Consider the following 19,356-nt stretch of genomic DNA (forward strand, 5'->3'; position numbering starts at 1 on the left):
GACTCTCCTTTCTTATTTCTATACGTTGATGCTAGACGTATAAAGAAATAAAACCTTTATATACGCTTATCTTCTTATTAATATATCGGAATACATTATGAAAATGTTTATGTAGGGAAATCTTTGCACTTAATAGCCTAGAAGCCTATTTATAAACACAATAAAAAAGACGAATGAAAATTCATTCGTCTCTTTGCGCTATCTAAATTAGTAAATCCAAGCGTCTGCGTCTTTTTTATAGAAAGTCAGCTCTTCACTTTCAAAGAATAAGCTGATTTCACGCTCCGCACTCTCTGGTGAATCTGAGCCGTGAATAATATTCTTATCGACAATCAGTCCATAATCACCTCGAATAGTTCCAGGAAGCGCTTCTTGAGGGTTAGTTTTTCCCACCATTTGACGTGATACTGAAATCACGTTTTCACCTTCCCATACCATAGCAAAAACTGGACCTGATGTGATAAATTTCACTAACTCACCGAAGAAAGGTTTCTCTTTATGTTCACCGTAGTGTGTTTCAGCTAATTCCTGCGAAATATGCATAAGCTTAGCTCCAACTAATTGAAAACCTTTTTTCTCAAAGCGAGAAATAACCTCACCAATAATGCTTCTTTGTACCCCGTCTGGTTTGACCATTAAAAACGTTTTTTGTATCATTTTACTCTCCACCCCTGAAGTTCATGATATGTAAACAAGTTTTGAAAGCGCAATCACACCTCATGAAGATATTAACATTGTTTCGAGCAGTTTACAACTTATGAAAGTAAATAAATCAAAATTTCCGTTTTCCAATGTACTTCGCAATTTGATGCAGCGTTTTTTTCGCCTTGTTTGGCGGCAGTTCTTCTAAAATGCTCATCGCTTTTTGCAGATAACGATCGCTCATCTCAAATGAACGTTCAATGGCGTTAGAAGATTTAATATCAGAAATAATTTCATTGATCAGCTCTTGCTCATATTCCCTCTCGAAAAGCTGTTCTACTTTATCTCGAAACTCAGCATTTTCAATGGCATACAAAACTGGCAGCGTAATATTTCCTTGCAGTAAGTCGCTGCCAACTGGTTTCCCAAGCTGTTCTTCTGATGAAATAAAATCTAAAATGTCATCGGTAATTTGAAATGACATTCCCACGTAATATCCAAACCAAAATAAACGTTTATGTATATCTTCAGGAGCTCCCGCTGCAATTGCACCTAACTGACAGCTTGCAGCAATTAGCAGTGCCGTTTTACGTTTAATTCTACGCAGATACACGCGTAAGTTTTGGTTTAGGTTGTATTTGTCCTTAATCTGTTCAATTTCACCCAGTGTTAATTCCACCATCGTATTAGATAAAATTTTATGTGCTTCCACATCTTTAACCTCACTCATAACTTCAAGCGCACGAGCAAAGATGTAATCCCCTGTATACATAGCAATACGATTGTCCCATTTTGCCTTAATTGTTGGTTTTCCGCGTCGCTTATCAGCGTCATCAATAACATCATCATGGACAAGAGACGCCATATGAATCAGCTCAAGCGCTACTGCCACATGTTTGATTCGGTCGATGTTGTAATGCCCAAATTTAGCTGCCAACAAAACAAATACAGGGCGAATTCGTTTCCCCCCTGCTTGTAAAAGGTGAAGAGAAGCATCTGTGATAAGTGTTTCATCGGTATGAACAGTTTGTTCAAGTTCTTTTTCAATAAGGGTAATATCCGTATTCAAAAAAGCGTACATCATTTTTAGTTTCATTGGACTCACCTTGCATTATATATTCATTCTTTACTCCTTATCCTACAGGCTGTTGCACCTGTAGGACAAGCTTTTTCTCTTTTATCGTTTGTACCCTAGATGCATCGCTGCTACTCCACCTGTGTAAGATTTCACTTCAACATCTGTCAAACCGGCTTCACGGAACATATCAGCCAATTGCTTTTGACCTGGAAAGTCCCTAGCTGACTCTTGAAGCCATGAATATTCGTCATAGCTTTTAGCGACCATCTTTCCAAGCGCAGGCATAATATACTTAAAATAAAGCAAGTACATTTGTCGGTAGCCAATCATCGTGGGCTGAGACGTTTCAAGGCAAACCACTTTTCCGCCAGGTTTCACGACGCGCTGCATTTCCTTTAACACTTGAAGGTAATCGGGCACGTTGCGCAGTCCGAATCCAATCGTTACATAGTCAAATGAATTATCTTCAAAAGGAAGCTCCATTGCATTGCCATGTAGTAAGGTAATGTTTGAAAAAGGTGAGTTTTTTACTTTCTCTTCACCAATCTTTAGCATATTCTGACTGAAATCCAGGCCAACTGCCTCTCCTGTTTCTCCAACTGCTTCAGCCATAGCTAGCGTCCAATCCGCAGTTCCGCAACAAACATCTAAAGCTTTTGTTCCTTTTTGAACATTCATTCGCTTCATCGTATCTTTGCGCCATGCCTTATGACGCTGAAAACTAATAACAGAATTCATTTGATCATAATTTTTGTATATTTTTTCAAATACGCCATGGACACGCTGTTCTTTTGATTGCTGCATATCTCTATCCTTCTCCTACGACATTTTTCAGCACTTCTAAGCTAGATGTAAGTTCATCTAAGTGCTCTCTTAAAAACTCATTCATCACAAATTCACTTCGTAAGTATCCTCTAACAATATTTACAGACTGTTGAGTATACGAATAAAGGTATTCTTTTATTTGTTCTTGATTCATGCCAATTTGTTTGCAATAGTTTAGCAAGAGAGTAGGCTCTTTATGCTGTAATGACTTTAATTGCTTTAATATCCCGTTCAAATACGCTGCATGTTTTAAAAGTTCTTTCCACTCTTCACGTTCAAAATAGTCACATAAGCATCTTACAAACGATGATTCTGCTGTTAAAAAACTATTCATAACGTCGTGTGGATTAGTAGAGCGATTGTTATAAATGTGTATCTTAGCGATATTAATTTCTTTAATAGCAGATGCTATAACTTTCATTAAATTCAGCTGGTTGCTTTGAGCTAAATAGTAATAGTACAGGCCGCTGTAATAATCTCCGGCCAAAACTACCAGCTGCCGCTCATGCAGCTTTCCTTCGTTTCCGCTAACATTTTGAGTGGAGACTAGATCGTGGGTATCAAGTGCGGTTTGAACGAGCATCACAGATAGCACAGAGCTGTTCTTTTTTTCTTCTTCCATTGAAAGAGTATCTAAGAACGAACACATGTACAGTAATCTATTTTCATCAATACGCGGATGATGAATATATTTTTTTACATATGGATGACTTAATTCAACATGAAGCTGTTCTTTCATGTTGGCCACAATATCATAGATGGTTTTTACGCTCATCATCCTTGTCTCCCTTTCCATCACTATTTGTTTAAAGTTCTTTTAACTCCAAATCGATAGTGTCAATTATAACATAATTACATTATAAAATATCCTTTAAATTCTTTTGAAGCTTTTTCACGGTTTAAATCATTTAGCTGCTCATCCGCTTGAACACCGTTCGTCTACATGCCATCTGGATTTATTAGACAGTAATTTAAGATATTGCTTTTAGTTTCACCATGTTTTTCCTGTTCTTATTCATTTATTTTAAATATAAATAAAAGCAGGAAAATCCCTGCTTATTTTTTCGTATCGGATTCAATTTCTCCGTGAACAGTCTGAATGACGGCTTTGCCACGAATTTTAATTGCGGATGTATGCTCAGTAAACTGCGCAATCATTACTTCGCCTTTATCTAGTTTTTCTGAATGATGAAATCGCGTATCTGCTCCTCGCGTTAATCCAATTACGTTAACTCCATCTTCGACCGCTTTAATGACAATATACTCCGGCGTTCCTTTTTGTGTCATATTCTCTTCTCCTTCATCGTCCACATTATGATTTAATCAGTGATAAAACTTCAGCTCTAGAACTTGCATCGTGTTCTAACACTCCACGTACAGCAGAAGTGATTGTCATAGCTCCAGGCTTTTTAATGCCTCGCATGGTCATACACATGTGCTCTGCTTCCACTACTACCATTACCCCGTGCGGCTCTAATGTTTCTACAATAGAATCCGCCACTGTAGATGTAATTCTCTCCTGAAGCTGAGGACGTTTCGCAACAGCTTCTACCGCTCTTGCTAGCTTACTTAAACCGGTCACTCGTCCGCCTTTTGGAATATACGCAACATGAGCTTTTCCGTAAAAAGGCACTAAGTGGTGTTCACACATAGAGTAAAAAGGAATATCTTTTACAAGCACTAGCTCTTCATGATCTTCTCCAAAAACTGTTTTAAAATGCTCTTTTGGATCTTCATTTAACCCGGAAAAGACTTCCTCATACATTTTAGCTACTCGCTTTGGTGTATCTAATAATCCTTCACGGTTTGGATCTTCACCAATTGCTTCTAAAATTAGTCTCACAGCTTGTTCGATCTGTGGTTTATTTACAGATGACATGTTGTTGCCCTCCAATTCGTTGCATTACGACTTTATGAAAAAAATTCTAGCATATGTATATACCAAAGGCAAAAAAGAAAGGTCGCAAATGTGCGACCTTTCAAAGCTCTTCATCAACGGCTGTAAATAAAGCCATTTTATGTAGATATTATTTTACAGCATCTTTAAGAGCTTTACCTGGTTTGAATGCAGGAACTTTGCTAGCAGGAATTTCGATTTCTTCGCCAGTTTGTGGATTGCGTCCTTTACGAGCAGCACGTTCACGTACTTCGAAGTTACCAAAACCGATAAGTTGAACTTTGTCCTCAGCTTTTAAAGCTTCTAAAATTGTATCGAAAACAGCATCAACTGCTTTTGTAGCATCCTTTTTTGAAAGCTCACTTGCTTCTGCAACAGCATTAATTAATTCTGTCTTGTTCATGCCATTCACCTCCTCCCAAAATCGGATCATATAATAACTAAAAACCTTGTTAGAAAAGGAATCTAGTAATTCGTTATATCTCATTCTTTAACAAAACAAATGGATATTATACATAACCTATGTATCGACAAGCCTAATCATAAACGATTGAACTAAATAATTCAATGTTTTTCATTCATCTGCCGTATGTATGTAGTGAAAACAGTATGATCGATCGATTTCTGTTAAAAGATTAACATATTGAACAAGGCATAGCAAGCAGAAAATAACGCAGGAATAGGATAACCACGCGATCTATCACAATATATGTAAAGTTTTGTATGATCTATCCAAAAAGAAGAGGCTCCTTTATGAGGAGCCTAACGTTACATGCTTATAGAATAATCGCGATTAAACCTCCGGATCCTTCGTTAATAATCCGTTCTAGCGTTTCTTTTAACTTATATCGCGCATTTTCAGGCATCAGCGACAGCTTTCCTTGAATCCCTTCTCTTACGATTGAACTTAGAGAGCGGCCAAATATATCTGAATTCCAAATTGAAAGCGGATCATCTTCAAAGTCTTGCATCAAATAACGAACTAATTCTTCGCTTTGCTTCTCCGTTCCGATAATCGGCGCAAATTCTGATTCTACATCCACTTTAATCATGTGTATAGAAGGTGCCACTGCTTTTAAACGAACTCCAAAACGCGATCCTTGGCGAATAATTTCAGGCTCATCAAGGCTCATATCCGAAAGCGAAGGTGCAGCTACACCATAACCCGTTTGTTTAACCATACGAAGGGCATCAGAGACTTGATCATACTCGGTTTTTGCATGCACAAAATCTTGCATTAACTGCAGCAAATGATCTCTTCCGCGAATTTCTACTCCCACGATTTCTTTCAAAATCTGATCATATAAGTCATCTGGAGCGTATAAGTCAATTTCGGCAATTCCCTGCCCCATTTCAATTCCGGCTAATCGAGCCTGATCGATAAACTCAAACTGGCTAAATTGCTCTACTACCCGTTCAACGTCTCTCAGCCTCTTAATATCCTTTACCGTTTCTTTAACGGCTTCTTGATAGCTTTCACGCAGCCAATGTTTATCTTTTAAAACCATTACCCAGCTTGGTAGATTAACGTTGACTTCTAATACAGGAAACTCGTAGAGTGCTTCTCTTAATACGTTCATCACATCAGTATCGCGCATGCTTTCCACACTCATCGCTAATACTGGAATATCATATTTTTCATTAAGCTTTGCACGAAGCTTTTCTGTATCAGGATGATATGGCTGTACGGTATTAATAACCATGATAAATGGTTTGCCTACTTCTTTTAGCTCATTAATGACGCGCTCTTCTGCTTCGACGTAATCTTGACGAGGTATATCTCCAATTGAGCCATCTGTTGTAATGACGACACCAATCGTTGAGTGTTCTTGAATTACCTTTCTCGTTCCAATTTCAGCCGCTTCGTGAAATGGAATTGGTTCTTCATACCAAGGTGTATTGATCATTCGAGGTCCGTTTTCATCTTCGTACCCTTTAGCACCAGGCACCGTATATCCTACACAATCTACTAACCGTATGTTAACTTCTAGCCCGTCATCTACCAAAACATTAACTGCTTGATTCGGTACGAATTTCGGCTCAGTTGTCATAATCGTTTTTCCAGCTGCACTTTGTGGTAGTTCATCTTGCGTGCGAGCTCTTTCTGCCTCGTTCTCGATGTGAGGCAGGACCACCAGCTCCATAAATTTTTTAATAAATGTAGATTTTCCTGTTCGAACTGCTCCCACCACACCTAAATATATATCGCCTCCTGTACGTTCAGCGATATCTTTAAATACATCCACCTTTTCCAAAAGATCCCCTCCGATCTATGAGTTCATGGAATATGACATCCATTGCGAGAGTAAATTAGGACACTATATAGTTATGACGTTGTCCTATTAAAATATGACTTTTGATAGAAAAATTTATGATTTTTTTCATGCACATGCTGACTTAGTCATTCTGATTATCATTATTGGTGTACAAGAAAGAGAAAACCCCTTCTCTCTGAATATTATTCAAGGAGAAGGGGTTCATGACTTATTTTTTAAAAAATATTGGTTCATTCTTATCGTTGACTGTATAAGGAAGAGAGTAAGCAGGTACAAAATCACTGTTTTCCACAAGGAGCTTTCGTATATCTTCACCAGGTTTATAGGAGCTTTTATGCTTTTGAATGGCGTCATACAAATCAGGACGATAATCTACAAATACATCTCCCTGTCCATTAACAATTAAAGAAAGACTATTCCCTGTATATGGGCTAGTAACGACAGGAGGCTCTTTCATATTCAATTTTTTATAATTAATAGAGAATACGCCGGGAGCGATGACGTCTTTAAACGGTACGTACCCTTTATGGTTTTGACGGTATATATTCAAATGTACGTTAACATCTTGAATCGTATCCGCCATCCGTAAGTCTAATAATTTAACCGTGGGCTTTGTTTCTGCATCCACAATTACGTACGCAAATATCCCTCCGCTTTCATACGAATTCCCAGGTGCGTCTTGCATGTATCTAGGAACAATTTTCGTAAAGTCAATCGGATATTTTTGATAAATTGGCGTGTCCATATCTTTCGTTTTTATTGGCAATAAGCCTCCGCTTTCTTGTTTAAATTGATCAACCGCCGTTTGCACGGAAGCAACTTGATCTTTATAAGGAACTTGATTTTGAGACATTCTTTCCGCCGGGTACAAACAACCGGATAATACAAAAATGGTTAACCCAACAATAGACGTTAGCATGAATTTTTTCATTTCCCTCACCCTACCATATGTACATTAAGCATCTGTCGGCCCGCTGAATACAACAATTACCATAATAAGACCTGCTACAATCATAAGCGAATAGGCAATGAAAGCGAGTACAATTTTACCAATGCGGTTCGTAATTTTATAACGACTAAAGTAAATAGAAAATACCGAAATAAACATAAATACAATGGAACCCAATGAAATCCACATCTTTAACAAACCTGGCGACAAATTGCATCCACTCCTTTTTTCACCGTTATTATAACATAAGGACTTATAGTTAAGATGGATATTGATAGAACTTTCTAAATTCACTATTTATTTACCTTCCAGTAATTCAAGCTCTATAGTAATTACTTTCCTATTAAATTGACAAATTCCTGCTTTTTCACATAAAAAAATCGAAGCGAAGGGGGCTCTTCGCTTCGATCATAACTAAATATTCCCATACTAACAGTTCTACTCATCTTTATTTACACGTTATTTTATGCAAGTAAATGATTTTGGGTATCACCAATTGCCTATTTTTTCATATTTCTTTGCACTTAATTTAATTTTTCTCCTAAAACATTCGCTAAATCTTCCATTTCATGTGTTTTAGTACGAGACATAAGCGCGTCTACTGCATCTTTTGCCTTCACATCATTAAACAGTACATTATATAAAGCATCAGCAATCGGCATTTTTACGTCATATTTTTGAGATAGCTGGTAAGCTGCTTTCGTCGTGCGTACACCTTCTACAACCATTCCCATATTTTCTAATACTTCGTCTAAATTTTTGCCTTTTCCAAGAAGATTACCAGCGCGCCAATTTCGAGAATGAACGCTTGTACACGTTACAATCAAGTCTCCAATCCCGGTTAAACCTGAGAACGTCAGAGGATTGGCACCAAGCACAGTACCTAAACGAGCGATTTCAGCTAAGCCACGAGTCATAAGAGCGGCCTTCGCATTGTCACCATATCCAAGTCCATCCGTGATACCAGCAGCAAGAGCAATAATATTTTTTAACGCTCCCCCAATTTCCACACCAATCACATCAGGATTCGTATAAACACGGAAGTACTGTTGATTATTAAATAAATCCTGCACTTTTTCTGCTGCTTGTATATTTGTTGAAGCTGATGTCACGGTTGTCGGCTGCCTTCTACTTACTTCTTCAGCATGACTCGGACCTGATAAGACAACGATGTCTTTTGTATCAATTTCTTCTTGAATCATTTGAGATATACGTAAAAGAGAATCTGGTTCAATCCCTTTACTTACATGAACAATTGTAAACAGTTCATCGGTAAGGGATTTTAGCTGCTGCAACACTTCACGAATGGCCTTCGTTGGAACAGCTAAAATAAGGGTTTCAACACCCTCTATTGCCTTTTCTAATGACGTAAAACCTTTAATCTGATGAGGAAGCTCTACACCAGGCAAATATTTTTCATTCTGATGCGTCTCGTTAATTTGATCAATGACTTGTTGTCTATGTCCCCAAATGCGAACATCGTGTCCATTTTCCGCCAATACGAAAGCTAATGCAGTTCCCCAGCTCCCTGCTCCTAGTACAGCTATTCTTTCCACGCCGATCACATCCTCTGTTATTTTCTTGGTCTTGCAATAATTTTAATTGGAGTTCCTTCGAATCCAAAAGCTTCACGAAGCTTATTTTCTAAGAAACGCTTATATGAAAAATGCATTAGCTCAGGATCATTTACAAACACAACAAAAGTTGGCGGCTTGATCGCTACTTGAGTTGTGTAATAGATTTTTAAGCGGTTGCCGTTGTGAGTAGGCGTAGGGTTCATTGCTACTGCATCCATAATCACATCATTTAAGATGCTTGTTTCTACACGCACCGCATGGCTTTCGCTTGCAAGATCAATCATTGGCAATAGCGTGTGCGTACGTTTTTTCGTTTTAGCTGAAAGGAATACAATTGGAGCATATGTTAAGAACTGAAAATGCTCACGTATATTTTCTTCAAATTTTTTCATTGTTTTTTCATCTTTTTCTACTGTATCCCATTTGTTCACAACGATGACAACAGCTTTTCCAGCTTCTTGTGCATAACCAGCAATTTTCTTATCTTGTTCAATAATACCTTCTTCAGCATTTAATACAATTAAGACAACATCTGAGCGTTCAATTGCCTTTAATGCGCGCAGTACGCTGTATTTTTCAGTACTCTCGTACACTTTTCCACGTTTTCTCATTCCAGCTGTATCAATAACAACATATTCTTGATCTTCTTTTGTAAACTTTGTATCAATGGCATCGCGTGTCGTGCCGGCAAGATCACTGACAATAACACGGTCTTCACCTAGAAGAGCATTAACTAATGAAGATTTTCCTACGTTAGGACGACCAATCAATGAAAATTTAATGACTTCTTCTCCGTAATCTTCGTCTTTTTCTTTTGGAAAGTGCTTAGCTGCCTCGTCTAGCAGGTCACCTAAACCTAAACCATGCGTTCCTGAGATTGGGAACGGTTCTCCATATCCTAGTGCGTAGAAATCATAGATTAATTCTCTCATTTCAGGATTATCTACTTTATTAACAGCTAGGACAACGGGCTTTTTGGATTTGTATAAAATTTTCGCCACTTCTTCATCAGCTGCAGTAATTCCATCGCGTCCATTCACTAGAAAAATGATTACGTCCGCTTCATCAATTGCAATTTCTGCCTGCTGTTTGATCTGTTCTAAAAATGGCTCATCTCCAATATCAATACCGCCAGTATCAATAATGTTAAAATCCAAATTCAGCCACTCACCTGAACTATAGATACGATCACGAGTTACACCCGGAATATCTTCTACAATAGATACTCGCTCTCCTACAATTCGGTTGAAAATTGTTGATTTTCCTACGTTGGGACGACCAACAATCGCAATAATTGGTTTTGGCATACGATTCTTCCCTTTCCTTGATCTTTTTTATGTATCGGCAACCAGTCTTTAATCGACTAAAGGTATTTATCTACATGTACAAATAAATAAGATCATTCGTTTTTCAAAAATTGAGGCCATGCAGCGTGGCATGACCTCTACTAATCGATCATAAGCGATAAAGCAGGCTTTTTATCAGCTCTATTTTACACCAAGCTGATTAACTGCCTATCCGCTGAATAAGCATTACTCTTTCAATCAAACAATTTTATCAAAAATCACCGGTAACAACAATATAATTTTACGAAATCTCTTCTTCTATTTGTAAGTACTTTGCTTTTGCCTGTGAGACTTCAGCACGTACAAATCTAAATAAGCAGAGAAATAAACCAGCATCTCCCAAATAAACATAGCTCCTACTGCTGTTGCTAAAACGTCGAGTGTCCGAAGAGACCCTACTTCATAAGATGCAATATCTCGAATGACAACTGCGTATAAAAAATCTCCTCCAACTACACCTAAAATGATCGCTGCGAATCTTTTTTCAGCATCTTTAATCACCATAAAGCAAATATATAAGATAAGTCCAGTCAAAATCCACTTACGATCAATAAAAATCCACACAGGATCATAGAGCTCAAGTAAACAAAAACCAGCATAGGCAATTATTATAATGCCGCATACAATAACATAATATAACTGCTGAAACCTGCTGTAGCCTGAAGCATAAATACACGCTACCCCCACTAAAAACAAAGCGGTGTAGCTACATGAAAACTGAGCCATATGCATGTTCATTCCGCTTAAGAGTATACTGATTAATATAATGGCTGCTACCTTCCAACGCCTAGGTGTTTTGGGCATAAGAAAAGTCGCAACAATCCATCCCATCCACGAAAGCCAATAAAAGAAAATTCCGTCCACTGAATATGGCACCTCCTCTACCTGTCATCAGTATGTATCAATTTTGGAAAACTTAATCGGAGTTTTAGAATAGAACTCCTTATTTTGGACAACCTATCAGAAAAAAGGAGGGAATATAAAATGGGAAAAGATCGTCAAGAGAAAAAATTAAAGGAATCAAAACGAGTTGAATCTGACCGTGATCAAGGACTTCACTATCCGGGAGCGACCAGCTTGCAAAGTCCTGAAGAAGCGCGCGAGTTAAATGATCATAAATAAAAAAATGCGCTGACTAAGTCAGCGCATTTTTTATTTTAAAACTGGATGTGAAACAGGATAGGAACGTTCTTTCTTTCCTGTAAACAAAAAGAGAACTCCTCCCACTAACAATAGTGCTCCTGACAAATAAAATCCAAATTCCATACTTCCAAGTTTATCTGCAAAATATCCCGTAATGTAAGGTGCAAAGATCGATGACAGCATGCCGCTGAAGTTGAAAAAACCGTACACTTTAGAGTACATGGACGATGGAGTAATATCCGCCATATACGAAATCAAAATCGGATCTAATGCTAATTTCCCTATCAGACCGTACACAATTAAGCCGATTAATAGCCAAGAATAACTCTCTGTATAGGGAATAAAAAATTGACATAAAGCGCCCGCTACTGACAAACTCACAATTAATGCTTTTTTATTTGCAATTCGATCAGATATATATCCAAAGAAGATTGCTCCTGGAATAGACGCCCACGGTACTAAAGATGCTATGATGCCTGTTTGAGACCCTTCTAAGCCGCGCGAGTGCTGCAAATAATAAGGAAGCCACGTCAGCATCCCAAAAAATCCGTAAAGAGAGCAGAAGATTAAAATGTATACGAAAATATGATTTTTTGTAAATAATACTTTTAGCGACTGCTTGGTTTCTTTATTTGGCGAATTTTTTTCTTGATCTCTTTGCTTATCTTTTACAAAGAAAGCTATTAAAATAGCTATTACTATAGTCGGAATAGCAAATAAGTAAAAAGTAAACTGCCAGTTTTTTTCTAACGTATATGTAATGTATGTAGAACCGATAAAACCAAGCGATATACCAAAAGCCATTCCACTATTGATGAGCGCAGACACTAGACCTCGGTATCGTTCGGACGTGATGCTTGAAGAAATTCCGTATTGTGAACCATAATACGTTCCTTCTCCAAGTCCTGTCAGCGCCCGCATGAGTAAGAACATACCGAAAGTAGTTGTAAGTCCTGTAAAAAATGTGGCAACTCCAAACAAGATGTATCCAGCCACTAAGATCTTAACGCGACCAAATCGATCTGCCAAAAAACCCGTTGGAATTTGCATAGCTGCATACGCTGCAAAAAATACGGTAGACATTAGCCCAAGTTCAGCTTTATTAAGGTCCCACTGCGCACCGATATCTCCCATAACTGGAGATAAAATATTACGATCTGCATACATGAAAACCCACCCTAAAAAGAAAAGAAAAATTGTAAATATAGGATGTCCTTTTTTCATTACGCCACCTCTTTTTTCTGATTTTTCTGTTTATTTAACTTATTATAAGTGGCTAACGTTTGGGATTTCATGCTTTTTGTCACTTCTTCTGCCAACATTTTTTGTTTTTTTAAATAAAAACGCGAGCATTCATCTTCTAAAGAAATAAAAAAGCATGCAGTTAACTGCATGCTTTTTTATGATCTGTTATTAAATGTTTCTATAGATACATTTCGCTGAGTCAGCCAGCTATGGGTATCCCCTGTAATAACTAGAGGCATTTGCTGAAGCTTAGCAATAGAAGTTGCTCCTAACGCAGCCATGATAAACGTTAACTCCTCATGCAGCTCGGCTATCTCTTCTACAACTGCTTCTAAACCAGACTTCATTAAAATGGATAAAAAATATCCTGCCATTCCCGTTGCAGAAGCTCCTAACGCAATAGACTTAGCAATATCCATAGAGGTTTGAATACCTCCTGAACCAATAATGGACATACCTTCTACGTGCTGAGATACTTCCGCTAAAGAAGCTGCTGTGGAAATTCCCCAATCATTAAAGAAGTGAAAATGTTTTGCTCGTCTTTCATTTTCGATTTTCGAAAAATTGGTACCGCCGTACCCACCAATATCAACGATTTTAACACCAACATCTTTAAGTTTTTGCACTGCTTGAGCGCTCATCCCAAAACCTACTTCTTTGACAATTACAGGAACGGTTACTTCCCGGACAATGCGTTCAATACGACGTAATGCATCGGTAAAATCACGGTCTCCCTCTGGCATGACCAGTTCTTGTATAACATTTAAATGAATTTGAAGTCCACTTGCTTCAAGCATATCAACCGCTTTTTTAGCTTGTTCCACTGTAGCTTCACTGCCTAAGTTGGCAAAAATAATTCCGTTAGGGTTTTCTTGACGCACTACTCTGTATGATTGTTCTTCCTCTTCATCTTTAATCGCAGCCATCTGCGATCCAACGGCCATTGCTAATTGACCATGATGAGCAATTTGCGCAAACGAACGGTTAATCCGTTCCGTTTCTTGTCCGCCTCCACCCGTCATAGCATTTATAAAAATTGGCGAACTTAACAAAAGTTCGCCAATTTTTGTATCAATATGAACATCGTGCACGCCTGTATTTGGTAAGCTATTATGAACGAAGCGAATATCATCTAGCCCGTGCAGCCGATGCTGTCCCGTTTGAATCGCATGATGAATGTGATCAATTTTACGTTTTGCTCTGCTCACAAATCATCACCATTACTTATCTTAATTTTTTTAATTGATCCCCAATCATATCACCTAATTGGAAACCTTTTGACTCTTCTTGTAATTCATAGTCACCATAATCTTCTTGTTCTTCTTCCTCAAGATCACGAATGCTTAACGAAACGCGTCGTTCTTGTTCATTCACATCAAGTACTTTTACCGTCACTTTTTCACCTTCAGAAAGTACTTCATGCGGTGTCTCGATATGCTTATGGGAAATTTGAGAAATGTGTACAAGCCCTTCTACTCCAGGTAGAACTTCCACAAAAGCTCCAAAAGATACAAGTCTTTTAACGGTTCCATCTACTACATCACCTTGGCGAAGCTTCGTAGAAATGTTGGACCATGGGCCTTCTAACGTATCTTTAATAGATAATGAAACACGCCCCGTTGATTTGTCAACAGACAATACTTTGACTTTCACAGTATCTCCCTCAGCTACTACGTCTGAAGGTTTTTCTACACGCGTATGTGAAAGCTGAGAAATGTGCACTAACCCATCTACTCCGCCTACATCTACAAACGCTCCAAAGTCTGTTAAGCGCTGAACGGTTCCTTCTAAAACCTGACCTTCTTTTAATGAATCAAGAACATTTTCTTTTTGTTGTACAAGCTCTTCTTCTACAACTGCACGATGCGAAAGGATCACGCGATTTTTTTCTTTATCTAATTCCACTACTTTGACTGTAAGAGTTTGATCTTGATACTCTGCAAAATCATCAACGAAATGAGTTTCAACAAGAGAAGCTGGAATGAACCCTCTTACACCAATATCTACTACTAATCCGCCTTTGACAATTTCTTTGACTACCGCTTCAAACACTTCACCTGAAGAAAGTTTTGCTTCTAAACCATCCCATGCTTTTTCAGCATCTACAGCCCGTTTAGATAGCACAAGCAAATCGTCTTCCACTTTAATCACTTTCGCTTCGACTTCGGCACCTTCTTGGATTACATCGCCTGCTTTTTCAATATGTAAGCTCGCTAATTCACTAATTGGAATAATACCGTCTAGTTTGCTGTTAGGTACATCTACATACACTTGCTTTTCTTCTACTTTTGTAATAGTACCTTTTACTGTTTCTCCTACTTCTAATGACGTTACCTCTACTTGATTCATATCTTCTGTCATCGTCTTTTCCTCCTCCAATATCCATCTACAATATGTATTCCCTTGTAAGAGTTCTTCACTCTTTTAGCTCATCATTATTGTATATAGCTCTGTATAGAAAAAACTCTCTTTGTTACTAACTTCTAATAAATAGAATCTTTTGTCAAGTCATAAGGTTACAAACTATTGATATTTTTCAATTAATTCACCAATGCTTTTCATAATAACTTCGGTTACTTCGTCGGCTGATGCTTTTCGTTCGCGAAGCTCATCCATCTGAATTGGCGGTCCGTACACTACTTTTAACCTTGCAAAACGCTTATATGGACCAATAACAGCGCAAGGCACAACAGCTGCTTTTGAACGCAAAGCAAAAAAGCCTACTCCAGCCATCCCTTTTCCTAATTTCCCATCTTTACTTCTTGTTCCTTCGGGAAATAATCCAAGCACTTTTCCTTCTTTTAAAATCTTTAACCCTTGGCGCAAAGCTTCACGATCTGCCATCCCGCGCTTTACAGGGAATGTTTCTAACTTTGGCAGAACCGTCTTCAGAAAAGGTGCTTTAAACAGCTCTGCTTTTGCCATAAACGAAATAGGCCTTGGACATGTCACACCTACAGTAGGCGGATCTAAGTTGTCAATATGATTTGAACAAAGCAAAACTCCGCCTTCTGAAGGAATATTTTCTGCACCGATTACCTCATAACGATAAACTGGTGTTAAAATGCCTTTTACAATGGCACGTGCAAACATATAAAAGCTCAAAATCATCCAATCCTTTCTTTTGTAATAGAAAGTATTTTTTCTACAACTCCTTCAATCGATAAGGAAGTTGTATCGATTTCAATTGCATCTTCAGCTTTTTTAAGAGGTGCTACTTCGCGCTCAGAATCCAGCTTGTCTCTGCGGGCAATTTCTTCTTTTAAACGCTCTAAATTTGATTCAAAACCTTTTTTTATGTTTTCGTCATGGCGTCGCTGTGCTCTTTCATCCACAGACGCTAATAAAAAGATTTTAACTTCTGCGTGAGGAAGCACGTGTGTACCGATATCACGTCCATCCATCACAACGCCTCCATCTTTAGCAAGGCCCTGCTGTCTCGCTACCATCTCTTCACGAACTGCACGATGTTTCGCTACGACGGATACAGAGTTGGTTACTTCTGCGGAACGAATTTCACTTGTAACATTCTGTCCATTTAAGATGACTACCTGTCCAGATTCAGACGGTTTTAAATCGATTACTGTTTCGTTAAGCAAATGCAACAGCTCTTCTTCATTTTGCAAATCTACCTGGTTTTTCTGCGCTTGATACGTTAGAGCACGATACATCGCTCCTGTATCAACATAAATATATGATAAGGTTTCTGCTATAATCTTTGCCACTGTACTTTTCCCAGCAGCTGCAGGACCGTCAATCGCGATTGAAATTTGTTTTTCCATAAGTGCCTCCCTTAATTTCAAAACAGGAACAAACCACTTTCATCTTTTATACAATGAGCCATTTTATATGAAACGTTTATAAACGAAAAAAAGAGCAGGGGGTCTTCTCCTGCCTGGTGTTCACTGCATGTTTCTTTCCTAGTTATTCTACCATACGTCCGACTACTGGTCGAATGTTTCAATAATTTTATTAAAATTATTTTTGCTAACTCCCTCATACTGAATAACCTTTGAGAAATATGTACTGTGACTGCTAGATAGTAAAATACATTGGGCAATTATTAAAAACACAAATTGAATAACCACTAATTTAATTAAAATTCGTTCTATTCGATTCACTTTTTTTCTCCTTTTGTAAGAAGTAATACCTTTGCTTACAGTTTAGGAAAGAGAAGTTTTTTTTATACGCTAAAGAAGACCTTTTCTTCTTAGGTCGAGCTGACGCTTTAAGGTATAACGAATCATCATTTCTTTCGTTTGTTTTTCCATATCCATAAACTTAATAGATAGCTGACCTACTTTACAAGAAGTCGGGGCGGTAATTCGTACAACTTCCCCTTTTAATTCAAGATGCTGCAAAGCTCCCTCACGATTAGGAAGACTTAATCGTACAACAACCGAATCTTTCTCATTAAAAAGCAGCGAATGTTGGAAGGAGCCGGCTATTCCACCTGCACTGATGTTTTTAGTCATGATTTCCATTACGTCCTGCTGTTCTTGTTCACTTTCTATCACCGCTTTCACTGTAAGCGGCACACGGAAAAAATTTCTTCTTTGGATGGATTTTAACTTTTTATCGCCCGGGTAAAAGAGCTTCACAACAGGCATGCCTTTTATTTCACGCCCTGTTACTTCAGTTGGAAAGGTATATACATTTTGATCATATCCAATAAACGTAGCAAGCAATTTTGTACCTTTTAGTAAAAAAGCACTTCGCTGCGTTTCTTCATTTAGCGGATAGCTAATATAAATCACGTCTTCCGTAAACTCAACTACTTTACATCGATATGTTTGGTGTAATGTAGACTCTCTGTGCCCGCTCTCTAACGTCAACCTCATTCCCGCTTTTATCATCTTCTCTCTCCTTCAGTTCCACTATATACACTTTTTCCCTTTATTCAAACATAGTCAAATATGTTTATTTTGTAAATATAAATTAGTTATTTAGACTCAATAAAATATTACAAAATACAAAAACCGGTGTCTATAGACACCGGTTTTTATCAACTTTACACTTCATTATATAAAGGTTCTGAGTTTTGCAGTTTTTCGACTTTTTCTTCAAAACCCGTATCGGCATTGATGAAAATACGATACGTATCATTTTTTATTGTCCCTAAAAACTCATAGCATAGCACTTCTTCGTTTAAATCATTCGTAATAATTGCCAAGCGGTCTTCCATCACTTTTACATTCGAGTTCAGCTTGGTTTTTGCCTGTTCTTTCGAAATTTTAGGTTTTGGAATATCTCTTGTACGATGTTTTAATAAGAAGTCTTTAGCTGAGAAACCAATCACAGATCCATCTTCTAAAGACATTTTCATTTTAACTGAATCCGGATAAATCCGAACTCCACTTTCCGTTTGCTCTACAAATGTAAAGACTCCCATGTTATCATATTGAGCGCTTTCAGCCATCACTAGGCTTTCAAAACGATGATCTTTTAAAAACTTAGTCGCTTTGTTCATAGCATCGTTTAAACTAATATTTTGTTTTTTAATATCTCGATCTTCGAGCACCCAAAGCGGATATCCACCTTTTTGGGTAATATCCATATACGTCTCTTGTTTCGTCTTTGGATCTGTAATGGTTAAGCTGTACACCTCATAATCAGCGTCTTTTCCGCTCTTTACAATGTGAATTTGTTCATTTCCTTTTAAATTCAAAAACGAACGCGCCACTTGTTTTGCAACATCTTCACTAACTTCTCTACCTTTTAATTGATGAAAAGCGTTTTTTTCCTGCTCATTCGTTGCATTCATAACGCCTAAATCTGTTTCGGCAAAAGAATCCATACTTTTTTCAACGGTTTTTAATCCGTCGATAATCGTATTGTCCCCTTGCTTTTCTTTTGTCGCTAAGGCTAGCTCAACATCCATCCAGCGCAAGTTATTATCAATGACCAGATGCTGTACTTGGCGCATTTCATTTTGAATTTCGCCTGACTGATCATAAAGCGAATTTAACGTTTTATACTCTTTATCTGTTAAGGGTGATTTGCTTAAATCCCTTACCGCCACTTTGTACGTAAAGTCCCCAACATCTGAAAGAAACTCTTCTGTTTTATTGAACGGTAAAAGCGATAAAGGTAGCTGTCCTACATTGTTATGAGCTTCAGAAGTTAAACGCCATACTTCTGCAAGCGCGGGCGAAAGCTGATCTCTCGAACTCATGGCGAGCGTGCCACCGATTTTATCATTTAATAAGTCTAGCTGATATGACAAATCATGAAATGCTCGTTGATACGTATTCTCCGCTTGAAGCAGCACAGCATCTTTTTCTTGATGTTCACTGTACCCCCAATATCCTACACCTACAACACCAATAGCTAATAATACAATTAAAATTGTTCGAATCATGTTTCCTTCACCTCTCT

At 37.9% G+C, this 19,356-nt stretch carries 22 protein-coding genes; 1 reads left to right on the forward strand and 21 read right to left on the reverse strand.

Features of this window, described 5'->3' with window-relative positions:
• Positions 1–207: 207 nt before the first annotated feature.
• From ndk to MMB68_RS02955, 13 genes are all read right to left on the reverse strand, one after another.
• The gene (ndk, locus tag MMB68_RS02895) at positions 208–657 is read right to left on the reverse strand and encodes a nucleoside-diphosphate kinase (protein ID WP_013059010.1); all 450 of its coding nucleotides are present in this window, start codon (positions 655–657) and stop codon (positions 208–210) included.
• A gap of 115 nt (positions 658–772) precedes the next feature.
• Positions 773–1,738, reverse strand: coding sequence for a heptaprenyl diphosphate synthase component II (hepT, locus tag MMB68_RS02900; protein WP_221812641.1), 966 nt, complete (start codon positions 1,736–1,738; stop codon positions 773–775).
• A gap of 81 nt (positions 1,739–1,819) precedes the next feature.
• Positions 1,820–2,524 carry a demethylmenaquinone methyltransferase gene (locus tag MMB68_RS02905; protein WP_013059012.1) on the reverse strand — a complete coding sequence of 235 codons (705 nt, stop codon included), beginning with the start codon at positions 2,522–2,524 and terminating at the stop codon, positions 1,820–1,822.
• Between the two features lie 4 nt (positions 2,525–2,528).
• A complete protein-coding gene (locus MMB68_RS02910; protein ID WP_221784507.1) occupies positions 2,529–3,323 on the reverse strand; it encodes a heptaprenyl diphosphate synthase component 1 in 795 nt (264 codons plus the stop codon).
• A 278-nt stretch (positions 3,324–3,601) separates the two neighbouring features.
• Positions 3,602–3,832: a trp RNA-binding attenuation protein MtrB gene (gene mtrB / locus MMB68_RS02915; RefSeq protein ID WP_013059014.1), complete on the reverse strand. Its 231-nt coding sequence runs from the start codon at positions 3,830–3,832 to the stop codon at positions 3,602–3,604.
• A 25-nt stretch (positions 3,833–3,857) separates the two neighbouring features.
• Positions 3,858–4,424: a GTP cyclohydrolase I FolE gene (folE, locus tag MMB68_RS02920; RefSeq protein WP_013059015.1), complete on the reverse strand. Its 567-nt coding sequence runs from the start codon at positions 4,422–4,424 to the stop codon at positions 3,858–3,860.
• A gap of 148 nt (positions 4,425–4,572) precedes the next feature.
• Positions 4,573–4,845: an HU family DNA-binding protein gene (locus MMB68_RS02925; RefSeq protein ID WP_013059016.1), complete on the reverse strand. Its 273-nt coding sequence runs from the start codon at positions 4,843–4,845 to the stop codon at positions 4,573–4,575.
• Positions 4,846–5,218: 373 nt separating this feature from the next.
• Entirely contained in the window at positions 5,219–6,697 is a 1,479-nt protein-coding gene (gene spoIVA, locus MMB68_RS02930) for a stage IV sporulation protein A (RefSeq protein WP_013059017.1), read from the reverse strand.
• Between the two features lie 229 nt (positions 6,698–6,926).
• Positions 6,927–7,649, reverse strand: a complete 723-nt coding sequence (locus MMB68_RS02935) for a hypothetical protein (RefSeq protein WP_221812642.1) — start codon at positions 7,647–7,649, stop codon at positions 6,927–6,929.
• Between the two features lie 24 nt (positions 7,650–7,673).
• Entirely contained in the window at positions 7,674–7,877 is a 204-nt protein-coding gene (locus tag MMB68_RS02940) for a DUF2768 domain-containing protein (protein WP_013059020.1), read from the reverse strand.
• A gap of 314 nt (positions 7,878–8,191) precedes the next feature.
• A complete protein-coding gene (locus MMB68_RS02945; RefSeq protein ID WP_050689707.1) occupies positions 8,192–9,223 on the reverse strand; it encodes an NAD(P)H-dependent glycerol-3-phosphate dehydrogenase in 1,032 nt (343 codons plus the stop codon).
• Positions 9,224–9,240: 17 nt separating this feature from the next.
• Positions 9,241–10,551, reverse strand: coding sequence for a ribosome biogenesis GTPase Der (gene der, locus MMB68_RS02950; protein ID WP_014458340.1), 1,311 nt, complete (start codon positions 10,549–10,551; stop codon positions 9,241–9,243).
• A gap of 297 nt (positions 10,552–10,848) precedes the next feature.
• A complete protein-coding gene (locus MMB68_RS02955; RefSeq protein ID WP_221784509.1) occupies positions 10,849–11,454 on the reverse strand; it encodes a YphA family membrane protein in 606 nt (201 codons plus the stop codon).
• Between the two features lie 120 nt (positions 11,455–11,574).
• Between MMB68_RS02955 and MMB68_RS02960 the strand changes: the two genes are divergently transcribed.
• The gene (locus tag MMB68_RS02960; RefSeq protein WP_016765475.1) at positions 11,575–11,712 is read left to right on the forward strand and encodes a YpzI family protein; all 138 of its coding nucleotides are present in this window, start codon (positions 11,575–11,577) and stop codon (positions 11,710–11,712) included.
• A 30-nt stretch (positions 11,713–11,742) separates the two neighbouring features.
• Here the strand turns inward: MMB68_RS02960 and MMB68_RS02965 are convergent, their stop codons facing one another.
• The 8 genes from MMB68_RS02965 to ypeB all read right to left on the reverse strand — a co-directional run bounded on the left by MMB68_RS02965 (position 11,743) and on the right by ypeB (position 19,339).
• Positions 11,743–12,957, reverse strand: coding sequence for an MFS transporter (locus MMB68_RS02965; protein ID WP_221812643.1), 1,215 nt, complete (start codon positions 12,955–12,957; stop codon positions 11,743–11,745).
• Between the two features lie 176 nt (positions 12,958–13,133).
• Positions 13,134–14,186 (reverse strand): type 2 isopentenyl-diphosphate Delta-isomerase, encoded by a 1,053-nt coding sequence (gene fni, locus MMB68_RS02970; protein ID WP_221812644.1) that lies wholly within the window; start codon positions 14,184–14,186, stop codon positions 13,134–13,136.
• Positions 14,187–14,202: 16 nt separating this feature from the next.
• Complete coding sequence (gene rpsA / locus MMB68_RS02975) at positions 14,203–15,339, reverse strand: 30S ribosomal protein S1 (protein WP_221812645.1); 1,137 nt, start codon at positions 15,337–15,339, stop codon at positions 14,203–14,205.
• A 162-nt stretch (positions 15,340–15,501) separates the two neighbouring features.
• A complete protein-coding gene (locus tag MMB68_RS02980; RefSeq protein WP_057233610.1) occupies positions 15,502–16,089 on the reverse strand; it encodes a lysophospholipid acyltransferase family protein in 588 nt (195 codons plus the stop codon).
• A complete protein-coding gene (cmk, locus tag MMB68_RS02985) occupies positions 16,086–16,760 on the reverse strand; it encodes a (d)CMP kinase (protein ID WP_264408557.1) in 675 nt (224 codons plus the stop codon). The genes MMB68_RS02980 and cmk overlap by 4 nt, the downstream gene beginning before the upstream one ends.
• A gap of 162 nt (positions 16,761–16,922) precedes the next feature.
• A complete protein-coding gene (locus MMB68_RS02990) occupies positions 16,923–17,099 on the reverse strand; it encodes a YpfB family protein (RefSeq protein WP_013059030.1) in 177 nt (58 codons plus the stop codon).
• Between the two features lie 69 nt (positions 17,100–17,168).
• Positions 17,169–17,834, reverse strand: coding sequence for a flagellar brake protein (locus tag MMB68_RS02995; RefSeq protein WP_277548194.1), 666 nt, complete (start codon positions 17,832–17,834; stop codon positions 17,169–17,171).
• A gap of 155 nt (positions 17,835–17,989) precedes the next feature.
• Positions 17,990–19,339 (reverse strand): germination protein YpeB, encoded by a 1,350-nt coding sequence (gene ypeB / locus MMB68_RS03000; protein ID WP_014458333.1) that lies wholly within the window; start codon positions 19,337–19,339, stop codon positions 17,990–17,992.
• Positions 19,340–19,356: the final 17 nt, after the last annotated feature.

Origin of the sequence: Priestia sp. Y58, from assembly GCF_029522095.1 — a bacterium.
Classification (GTDB): Bacteria; Bacillota; Bacilli; order Bacillales; family Bacillaceae_H; genus Priestia; species Priestia megaterium_E.